At 40.4% G+C, this 10599-nt stretch carries 7 protein-coding genes and 1 pseudogene; 5 read left to right on the forward strand and 3 right to left on the reverse strand.

The genetic code is table 11. The features are described 5' to 3' along the window. Positions 1–10: 10 nt before the first annotated feature. The 5 genes from AB1L08_RS13430 to AB1L08_RS13450 all read left to right on the forward strand — a co-directional run bounded on the left by AB1L08_RS13430 (position 11) and on the right by AB1L08_RS13450 (position 7152). Entirely contained in the window at positions 11–1597 is a 1587-nt protein-coding gene (locus AB1L08_RS13430; RefSeq protein WP_413065174.1) for an ABC transporter substrate-binding protein, read from the forward strand. Positions 1598–1688: 91 nt separating this feature from the next. Continuing rightward, positions 1689–2621 (forward strand): nickel ABC transporter permease, encoded by a 933-nt coding sequence (nikB, locus tag AB1L08_RS13435; RefSeq protein ID WP_413065175.1) that lies wholly within the window; start codon positions 1689–1691, stop codon positions 2619–2621. 23 nt (positions 2622–2644) lie between these two features. Next, positions 2645–3523, forward strand: a complete 879-nt coding sequence (locus AB1L08_RS13440) for an ABC transporter permease (RefSeq protein WP_413065184.1) — start codon at positions 2645–2647, stop codon at positions 3521–3523. Between the two features lie 8 nt (positions 3524–3531). Continuing rightward, the gene (locus AB1L08_RS13445) at positions 3532–6552 is read left to right on the forward strand and encodes a M14 family metallopeptidase (RefSeq protein WP_413065176.1); all 3021 of its coding nucleotides are present in this window, start codon (positions 3532–3534) and stop codon (positions 6550–6552) included. Then, positions 6553–7152, forward strand: coding sequence for a pyroglutamyl-peptidase I (locus tag AB1L08_RS13450; protein ID WP_413065177.1), 600 nt, complete (start codon positions 6553–6555; stop codon positions 7150–7152). A 966-nt stretch (positions 7153–8118) separates the two neighbouring features. Here the strand turns inward: AB1L08_RS13450 and AB1L08_RS13455 are convergent. The 3 genes and pseudogenes from AB1L08_RS13455 to AB1L08_RS13465 form a co-directional block, all read right to left on the reverse strand. Further along, a pseudogene (locus AB1L08_RS13455) lies at positions 8119–8439 on the reverse strand (IS1634 family transposase); the annotation flags it as partial. After that, positions 8391–9698 carry an IS4 family transposase gene (locus AB1L08_RS13460; protein WP_413065179.1) on the reverse strand — a complete coding sequence of 436 codons (1308 nt, stop codon included), beginning with the start codon at positions 9696–9698 and terminating at the stop codon, positions 8391–8393. The pseudogene AB1L08_RS13455 and the gene AB1L08_RS13460, both read right to left, overlap by 49 nt. Before the next feature lie 327 nt (positions 9699–10025). Then, positions 10026–10361 carry a helix-turn-helix domain-containing protein gene (locus AB1L08_RS13465; RefSeq protein WP_413065180.1) on the reverse strand — a complete coding sequence of 112 codons (336 nt, stop codon included), beginning with the start codon at positions 10359–10361 and terminating at the stop codon, positions 10026–10028. Between the last annotated feature and the right edge of the window lie 238 nt (positions 10362–10599).

Consider the following 10599-nt stretch of genomic DNA (forward strand, 5'->3'; position numbering starts at 1 on the left):
GGGTTAAATGATGTACAACAAAAAAAGAACTTATTATTTGTTTTTTGCCCTTTTGACAGCTGCGGTGCTTGTTTTCGCTGGATGCGGAAACAAAGCAAAAGAATCCGGTGGTAAGTCAAAAAAAGAAACAACAGAAACAAGTCCAAGTAAATCGGGCAACAATGAAATCGTCATTGGTGTTCCGGGAGACCCTCAAAACTGGGATCCTATTGCCGTCTTTCTATTGGATTGGAGTACGGTTGCCACATCAGTGTTTGAAGGGTTGATTGATCGCACGATCAATTTGGAGTTGCAGCCAGGACTGGCTGAAGAATGGGACTACCTGGACGATACAACGCTTCAATTTAAATTGAGAGAAGGGGTAGAGTTCCATAATGGCGAGCCATTTAATGCCGATGCTGTTAAGTTTACCTTTGACCGTCTGCTTGGTGAAGAAGGAGCAAAAGGACCTCAGCAGGCAAACTATACATCTATTAAAGAAGTGGAAGTTGTCGATCAATATACAGTGAAATTCCATTTGAACGAGCCTGATCCGGTATTGTTGACGAAACTATCTGGTTATGGTGCAGTCATTGTACCACCTAAATACATCCAGGAGCACGGCGTTGAACACTTCAGTAAAAATCCTGTTGGAACAGGTCCGTTTAAAATGACTAGCTATAAGCAGGACTCAGAAATCGTATTGGAGAAAAATGATCATTACTGGAAGGAAGGACTTCCGAAGCTTGACAAGGTTACTTTTCGGGTCATACCGGAAGCTTCTACACGTCTGGCAGAATTACAAACAGGAAACATTGATATTATGAAACGCGTTGAGTTTAGCCAGGTTGACTCTGTAAAAGGGAATGACAGCTTGGAATTAATGGAAGTAGGAACGCCGACCGCTTACTCTTTTCGCTTTGATGTCGATAAAAAACCGGTTGACGATGTGCGTGTAAGACAGGCGATTAACTATGCGATTGATAAAGAAGCCATCATTAGTGAAATTTTGCAAGGCTATGGAAAAATGATCAGCAGCTTCCAAAGTGAATTGTCTTTTGGATACAACCCTGATTTGGACCCCTATCCGTATGATGTTGAAAAAGCAAAAGAGTTAATCTCAGAGGCGGGAGCAGAAGGAAGCACGCTTGAAATTTATGTGCCTGGAAATGACGGCACCTTTAAGGAAATTGCACAGGTTGTCTCTTATTATTTGGAAGAGGTAGGTTTGAAAGCCAACATTCAAACAGTAGACAGCAACACGTTCACATCCGAGCTGATTCCTAATGGAAAAGCTGGACATATGTACCGGATGGGATGGGGCGGATGGACGCTTGATTTCGATAACACGGCATATTTAATGTATAAAAAGGGAGAGTTCTGGAATCCTCACTTCCATGACGACAAAGTAGACGAACTTTTAGAAGCCCAACGGTCCACTATTGATCAGGAGGAACGGGAAAAAATCTTTAAGGAGCTTACCGAAAGGCTTCACGAACTTGCTCCTGAGGTTAACCTTTATTCAGTAATAGATTTATATGCGGTAAATGACCATGTACAAAACTTCCAGCCTCCGCATGATGATCGATTGAGACTGGAAGAAGTTACGACGAAATAGACAATAAAAAAGGATAGGTGGGTTATTAGCCTATCCTTTCTTCTTAATTACATGAAACAATGCTGGTCTTTTTCGTAAAGGAGGTAGGTGGATGTTACAGTACATTCTTAGAAGGATTTTCCACAGCATCATCGTTGTTTTTGCGATTTCCATCATTCTTTTCTTCTCCATCAGGCTGACCGGAGATCCTGTATCTGTCATGTTTTCGGCTGGTGAACCAACAAAAGAAGCGGTTGAAACTTTAAAGAAAGAGTTGGGTCTAAATGAACCATTGTTCGTTCAGTACGGGATTTTTATGAAAGATTTGGTGACATTTAACTTGGGGGAATCATTCCGGACCGGCTTGCCAGTTACTCAAATGATAGGTGAAAGATTAGGGGCAACGACCATGCTCGCTTTCGGCGGCCTAATTGTCTCGGTCTTGATTGCTTTTCCAATTGGTATTTTTTCAGCAATAAAAAGAGGAACTCCAGTTGACTTTTTTGGACGCATCTTTTCCCTAGTGGGCATTTCCTTTCCAAACTTTTGGTTAGGTATTATGTTTATTATTATATTTGCAGTTAACTTGAAGTGGCTGCCGGCTTCAGGATATGGCAGTTTCAAACACTTAATATTGCCTTCGTTTACGCTAGGCTTAATTTTATCAGGTATTTTAGCAAGACTTGTACGCTCTTCCATGCTGGAAGTGTTGAGTCAACAATATATTGCTACTGCCCGCTCCAAAGGTTTGAAGGAATGGATTGTTGTCTTAAGACACGCTTTCCGAAATGCGCTCATCCCTACAGTCACCTTTTTGGGTATTCAATTCGGTTCTTTACTAGGTGGTGCTGTGATCATCGAGCAGGTGTTTTCATGGCCGGGAGTGGGCCGAATGATCATTGATGCCATTAACCAACGGGATTATCCGGTTATTCAGGGCGGTGTTATCGTGTTGGCGTTGTTAATGGTATTAATTAATTTAATTGTCGATATCAGCTACAGCTACCTTGATCCCAGGATTAAGATTGGAGGCAGCGAGAAATAGTGGAACCAGTTATTGAACAAAACATCAGCACGCAATTTTTTTCCCCAAAACCGAAGCGAAAGAGCATATGGAGATTTATTAAAAAGAATCCATCTGGCATTTTGGGCATGATCCTTGTGGGAGTCAGTTTGAGCTGTGCCCTGTTTGCATCATGGATTGCCCCAATGGATCCGGCTGCTTCAAGCTTATCCGACAGATTAACGCCACCTGCCTGGGTTGACGAAAGCAGTAAATATATTTTAGGGACTGATCAAATTGGGCGTGATTTGCTGAGCCGGATTATACATGGCGCTTCAATCTCCTTGAAAGTAGGTGTTTTTGGGGCAATTTTAGCGATGATTATAGGTACGGTGCTTGGACTTTTGGCAGGATATTTCGGGAAATGGCTAGATGATTTTATTATGAGAGCAGCAGATGTACAACTTGCATTTCCTTTCATCCTTTTTGCCATTATTATTATGAGTGTTTTGGGTACCGGTATTTGGAAAATCATCATTATTTTAGGGTTAACGTACTGGGTTGGATTTGCAAGGCTCATTCGAAGCCAAGTCGTTTCATTAAAGGAGTTGGAGTATATTCATGCTGCGAGAGCGGTAGGAGGGACGAACTATAAAATTATAGTGAAACATATCCTTCCTAACGTGGCTTCATCCATCCTGGTGCTCGGTACTCTCTACATTGCCGAATTCATTTTGTTGGAAGCATCCCTCACCTTTTTAGGGATTGGGGTAGACCCTACGATCCCTTCCTGGGGAGGTATGTTGGCAGATAGTCGAAATTATATTGAATCCGCTTGGTGGACAGCAACCTTTCCTGGTTTTGCCATCATGTTGACAGTGCTCGGCTTTAATTTGCTGGGAGATTGGCTTCGAGACAAATATGATCCTAATTTAAATGTGTAGGTGATAATATGCATGATTTAAGGAATGTTTGGGAAATCGGCGGCCTGATAGAAGATCAAAACGGTGACTTGGTAGCTGACAGGGTGAATGTGCAAATTCTATTACCTGACGGCTTATTTCCACAAGGATTAATTGATTTTTGTGCAAGACTCGGTTTTGAAACAACGAGCCTGTCTTTTGATTTTTTCCGTGAAAATAAGCGATATGCATACGAACTGACTTTTACCTTCGATGATAGTAAAACAGCCGTCAAATTAACGGACAGAGGATTGTGCTGCTCTTATAGAAATGAACAGCAGCTATCAGACTTGTTACGTTTTTTGGCTGGAAAGTGGCACGCTCAATTTATCGAGACAGATTGCCCTGTTAAAAAAATTGCATTAATAGATAATAAAATTTCAATTTTTAGTACGGGTGATCAACTCATTACACAATGTGAATGGCGTTTTGAGGCAAGTAGAGCGAACAAGAGTTATAAGCTCGAAAGTTTGACGGATGTTTGGAGTGAAGTTGGCTTTTTACATCAGAATGAGCCGAGTCCTGACAACAAGCAGTCAGTGATAATTCAAACATCCGGTGAACTGTCTCGAAAAGCTTGGATCGAGATATATTATGGTGCTGCACGAATAGGAATGGAAAGCACCTCATTGGCGTTCCCAATAACAAGGGCACCGATTGAAAAGACCCCGGTCCTTATTTTTGAGGAAAAAAATGAAGACCAAATGGCTAATGTTACCCTTGAAGGAAATGTTGTGGTCTTTTCCGGTAATAAAGAAGCATTGCCCAATGCGATCTCCTACTTTTTTAGGGAAAAACATTGGACAGTTGGCGGAACATACGGAAACTGGGAAGCAGCGCATAAAAAACTGAAACGAAAAAAAGAAGTGCTATTTGTTGATACTTGGCAAGATACCGGAGAACTGCAAGAAATATATGGGAAGTTAGAAAAGGCAAAACAATGCATAGATGTTGAAAAACACCTTGAAATAAACGCTTTTATCTCAGAACCAAAAGAATTAAGAGAACAATTATTAATCGATATTCAAAAAAAATATCCTAGAGCACATATTTTTGTCCGTTCAGCATTCAAACCAGGATTTTTCTGGATGATGGAAGAAGTTCTACCCCAAATTGTAAGAAACAAGGGGGAGATAGATGCCGTAATAATCAACTGCCGAAACGGGACATCGCGGGACGGATTGGAGTTGCCGATTCGATGGATACAGGAGTTGTATCCGATCGATGAAATTTTTGCTCAAGAATTGGGGATCATTAGCGAAAAAATCCAGTTTAAGATCTCTGACTCCATTAAACATACGTATGAAATCATTGTGACAAAGAGCAATGGGAATATACTTTTTAGTGAATCGATTACCATACCTGTCTCGAAAGTTCCGTATGTTGAAAAAGGTAAATACAGCTATCCAACCTCTAGCTATTTATCCCTTAAACAGGGGCAGCATCATTTAGAATATGTCATAAAAACCGATAGAGAAAGATTTTATACATTTTATATGAATAAAGTAATGCCGAGGCTCTGGGAGGAGGTAAGGGCAAAAGGACGGAATCGTGAAAGCGGGTTTACAAAACCTCTCTTTGACCACATTGAAATAGAAGCTGTCATGAGTGAGGAAGAATGTAAACTGCCGGTGGAAGAGGAAAGGATTTCTTCTCTTGAAGCATTACATGAAGACCTTTATTTCAACACTTTGGATTACTTCGTTATAAAAGGAGAAGCACTTTTAGGAAAGGGATACACGTCGCCCGGAGGTATTTATCCCTTTCTTAAAGCCATCCCGGGTGCATCGCCCTCCGCGAAAATTACAGTTTATAAATACATTGAACAAGGGCAAGATGAGATTCTTACGGAGAAGCTCTGGTTTAGGGAAAATCAAAAACACCCTTTCCGATTGCAATATCGTTTCGAAAACGATGATAAAATCCATATCAAAGAATTGACGGAAAGATACGAGGCCGAAGAAATACCTCAAGATCTTCCAAAACCGAAACAAGCACGGGTCCATACTTGGCTCGCAGATTATTCTTATGGTGGAAGGCCGATATTTGTTTACGAATATTTTAACAGGATGGCGGAAGATTACTTTTCTGCTATCAAACTGTCAATATTCAAACCTACTATTCTAATAGAGACCGGACATCATGCGAATGAAGTTTCAAGCATGCCTGCCGCCGCCGAACTGCTGGATGAAATAGAAACAATGTTTCCCCTTATATTAAAAAATATGAACCTTGTTGTGATTCCACGTGCAAATCCCGACGGGACCGCCCTGCACAACCGGATGGCTAAAGACAACCCGCAATGGAAACACCATGCGGCAAGGTACAATGCTGTAGGGCTGGAGTATGCTGACTTAAGGTATAGAAACAGTGTTTTTGGTGAGGCCAATGTCGTTCCTAAAATCATGAACAGATGGGCACCCGATGTCATCATCGACAATCACGGAATCCCGAGCCATGAATGGACACAGCCGTTTGCCGGGTACCATATTCCACCGCGATTCCACATGTCTTATTGGATTCCTAATGCTTTGTTGTTTGGAATTGTACGAATGCTCGATCAAGAAAATTACCCAAAACACACTAAAATATTAAATAAAATGACCGAATCAATTCAACAGATCATCAAACCGACAGAAATTCAGCAGCTGAACCAATATTGGATGGAACGTTATAAAAAGTATGGTCACCAATTTATGCCGCAATTATTTCCAATTGAACTTGCGGAAGACCTTATTTTTTATAAATGGGATACGAAACCGAATCCCGAAATTAGCAGCGCCATCAGCCGCTTTCCAGAGTGGGTCAGCGCCGATCTAATATCGGAAGTCGCCGATGAGACAGTGTATGGTGATGTATTGGAACGATGCAAAAAAGCCCAAAAGCTTTTTAATTTAGGAGCTATTAAATGGATCAAAAAAGATGCTCAAGAGATAAAAAGAATTTATGATGGAAGTTTTATTGGTATCATAAGAATACGGCCTTTAAAAATTGATCAGGAGGATCAATAAATGAAGAAGTTACTTCTAACAGGATTTGAACCATTTTTAGATTACCCAATCAACCCGACAATGAAAATCGTTGAAGATCTGGATGGCGAAGTCATCAACAATTATGAAGTAGTGGGAAGAATACTGACGGTTGTTTTTTCAAAAAGCGGCAAGCAGCTCCTGAACGAAATATCCGATGTCCAGCCGGATGCAGTGATCTCATTAGGACTCGCCGCCGGCCGGCATAAATTTACACCAGAAAGGATTGCCATCAACTGTAATGAAGGTGACCCAGACAATATCGGCTTTATACCAAGCGGGGAAAAAATTTACGAAGACGGAATGGATGGTTTATTTACAACCCTGCCAATTCAACGTATGGTGCAGGAGTTGAACCGTCAAGGGTTGCCGGCTGAGATTTCCAATTCAGCCGGGACTTATCTATGCAACAATGTCATGTATCACGCACTGTACAACAATTTGATTGAAAGGAAAAATCTTCCGGTAGGATTCATCCACTTGCCAGCTTCACATGAATTGGCCATTAAGCATAAAAAAATTCCGAGTATGTCACACGAGGACTTGGTGAAAGCGGTCCGAATCTGTATCGAATGTTTGTAATGCAATTTTTATTCCAGAATTCCGAAAGTAAGATCTTCTTATTAAACACAAAGAGAGCTGAAGGAAAGAAGATTCAATATCAGGTAATTGGCTGGGCGAGGAAGCGTTTCGGTCATCTGTAATGCCGATCTGTTTGATATAGACCAAATACAGTTCATTGATTTTATTTGGGAACATGAATCCATGGTTCATACGATGGAATGGCCGTCGATAGATATTTGGGAATTCTATAACCAAAGGGCCTGCATGGAAAACTACATCAAGGAAACTGAACGTGGGTTTTCCATCAACCGGATTCTAACCGGCCGTTTAAAACCAACGAACTGGATCTGCTGCTGAAATTATTTGCATACAACCTGTTTGAGCTTTTCAAAATAGATCATTTCCCTACCCCCATGAAAAGTTATACCATCAAAGATTTCACAGGGAAATTGTTCAGGCAGCAGGAGTATTCGTCTATCATGCCAGGAAAGTTCTGTTAAAGATATAAGAAGGCTATCTTCATAAACAGTGTACAACAACTTGATTAACCAACTGTAACTGAATAAATTGGCAATTCTCGATCCTTTCATTTTGGGTGGGGGGAGAACTGTCCAATTTTCCAGTTTTTCATTAATTTAGTCCGAAAATTTGTAAATTATCCCCAAAGGGACACCGAGTTAGGGATTAATGAACAACCTATATTTTGATCAAAAGTTTGCCACTCGCAGTTTGTGAAATGAAAATAGCGGTCGAATGAACAAATAAAAAAAGGAAAAAAAGATCCCGAAGGATCTTTTCAAGGTTCATGACCAAGAATTGGCGGGCAATGACGGTTTCACCCATATTCGGCACCTGAAAGACAAGCTGCTCCTCTTTTTCAGGTGCCTGTTTAAAAATTTGTATTTATTAAGCCTCCAATCGACTTATCTCAACTTTAATCCATCCATTTCGACAGGTTTTGAGCGTTCCCGTATCCTTTAGGAGTCAAATCATCGTTTTTTCGGCCTTTTTCGTCACATAGATGGACATGTCATATCCTGCCAGCCCAAGGATCCGTTTCGTTTGATCCCCGATATTGTCGGGAAGAAAGCGAATCACTTGCCCTGCCTGACGAATATAAATGACCTTAATTTCCTGCAACTCTTTTAACAATACCTGCCCCGTCGGGCGAAATAGCTTGCGCTTCCCGGCCAGGACCAATGGAGTTTCTTCCTGCTTCATCTTTTCCCTTACTCGATGTTCCAGGATGCCATAAATCAAAAGAGCCATGACAAATACGATGCCCAATGCTTCGATTCGGCTTGGCTTGACTTTTTTAGGACATCATCAAGAAGCTCAATTAACTGCTGCAGCGCAACAGCCCAATCAAGTTCATTTACTTCATCACAAAGTTCATAAAAAATACCGCCTAACGTGCGCTGGTCTGTGTTACAGCGATTTTGCCATGACAACACAATATACCTTGAAAATACAAGGGTTGTGTGGCTTATTAGTAAATCATAAGATAGGCCTTGAAACTCTTTTTGAAGACGCAACAGGGATTTCGTTGTTTTGAAAAAAACTTCAATATCCCAACGCATGCCGTAAATGCGCACGATTTCTCGCTCGGTTATTGTGCAATCTGTACTCAATATAGCTAGCCACTCACTTCTTTTGTTTCGGTTCTGTATAAAGACGATTTTAACCGGAGTACCATTAGACAATATTGTATAGATTGAACGTAGGATGCCTTTCCTGCCTTGAACAGGAGTGGCAAGGAAATAGAGGTGTTTTAAAGACACTTGTTTATTTTCTACGAGGTAACGTTGATTTGTCGGCTTCACCATTCCAATAACATCTAACCCTAATTCAACAATGGATGTAATGAATGGCTGATGCGTAAACCATGAATCCATTAACAGGTAATGCGCCGAAACGCCTGCAGAAAGTGCTCTTTTAACCATAGATGTTACTTGTTCCGGAGCTGTTTGTAACGCATCTAAACGACGTTTATAGCCGGAACAGCGTTTATCTATATTCTCGGATATGCCATTGATCTGAGCCTTGATAGAACTTAATAAGGTGAAATCCAGTGGCATGAAAGTAAAACCATCTGACCAACCAAGTGTAAGCATTCGGAACCCTTTATAATAGCGTTTTTTCATGGAAGAATGATCCATGCAACGTGCTAACAGTTCTAGCTTTTTACTGCGGTCACGATCATACATGGAGTCATCAACAATAAGCACTTTTGGGCGTTTTGAATCGGTAAGTGCATCGACTTTTCCAATAGTACTGGCACTCAACAATGTTAAAAAACGGCGCCAATTAAACTTGGAATGATTCAGGAAACAATAAACAGCGTCCTTAGCAGGGGAAGATTCTCCTTTCTTTGATTGAAGGAGAGTGAACCAGCTTTTGTGATGAAAAATCAGACAAAAAACAAGTTGAAAAAGATAAGAACATTTAAATCCAAACTTCTTAGTGATTCCAGCCTTGTGTAGGTGTTTAAAGATTCCTAATTCGCCAAATGCAGATTTTAATTCTTTTGGTAGTTGAATGTTTTGGTCATTTTGCCCTATCATATAGGAGACACCTCTTCTATTTGGTAGTGTATTTTTGACAAATCTACTATACCAAAGAATGAGGTGTTTTTTGCATTTTTTAACTCATTTGTCAAGGAGCATTTTTCTACACTAATGAAACTTAGAGGCACTAGGGATACACTAACTTTTTAAGGTGCGAAGTTTTAGTAGTAATAAGCATCTCCTTTCAAGTAGGCTTCAAACCGCTTACTTCGGTAAAAGCGAAAAAAAATATTATAGGAAAGATAAAATATCCTTGAGTCCGCGCTATGTCATTATTAAAAACGTTTTTTTCTGCTCATACAAGTTAAATTTCCAAAAATAGTTCTAATCCATGGTGATGAGTCCCAAAAAAAGCAACAACTGCATGGCGACGTATGCTTCATAAAAGTGTTTGGAATCCGTTACATCCATCCCGCTGATTTCATAAATCCGTTTTAAACGATACCTGACAGCCCCAACAGATACACCTATCATTCGGGCCGTTTCATGAAGATTCCCCTGGCTCTCAAAATAGCAATATAATGTTTTGATTAACTCTGAATCATATTTTGCATCGTACTCTTTTAAACCGTTTAATACATTCCCGGCCATGTCCGCCACTTCATTTATATGGCTTGATCCGAATATCCTGGGAAGCAATCCAAGCTCGTCAAATAACATGACTTTTGGTTTGTATTTTTGCAGGCTGGCGATTTGAATGGCCTTCTTTGCTTCTTTATATGCTGTTTGATATTCGGAGAGCTTTGTACATAGGGTCTACTGAATAACAAAAAAATGTTGTTTTAACAAGGTTTTTTACCTTTTTTGTCGAAGTTATATGTAAGGGTATTTGTCCGTAAACCAATAAAAACCTTGCACTTGGAGGGGTAACCTTGTACGAACATAATGCCGATCAAAT

Origin of the sequence: Siminovitchia jepli (assembly GCF_047228825.1) — a bacterium.
GTDB lineage: Bacteria > Bacillota > Bacilli > Bacillales > Bacillaceae_C > Siminovitchia.

Coding starts and splice junctions, on each gene's coding strand:
- AB1L08_RS13430 (WP_413065174.1), top strand. CDS start 11: ATGTACAACAAAAAAAGAACTTATTATTTGTTTTTTGCCCTTTTGACA.
- nikB (WP_413065175.1), top strand. CDS start 1,689: ATGTTACAGTACATTCTTAGAAGGATTTTCCACAGCATCATCGTTGTT.
- AB1L08_RS13445 (WP_413065176.1), top strand. CDS start 3,532: ATGCATGATTTAAGGAATGTTTGGGAAATCGGCGGCCTGATAGAAGAT.
- AB1L08_RS13450 (WP_413065177.1), top strand. CDS start 6,553: ATGAAGAAGTTACTTCTAACAGGATTTGAACCATTTTTAGATTACCCA.
- AB1L08_RS13460 (WP_413065179.1), bottom strand. CDS start 9,698: ATGATAGGGCAAAATGACCAAAACATTCAACTACCAAAAGAATTAAAA.
- AB1L08_RS13465 (WP_413065180.1), bottom strand. CDS start 10,361: ATGTTATTTGACGAGCTTGGATTGCTTCCCAGGATATTCGGATCAAGC.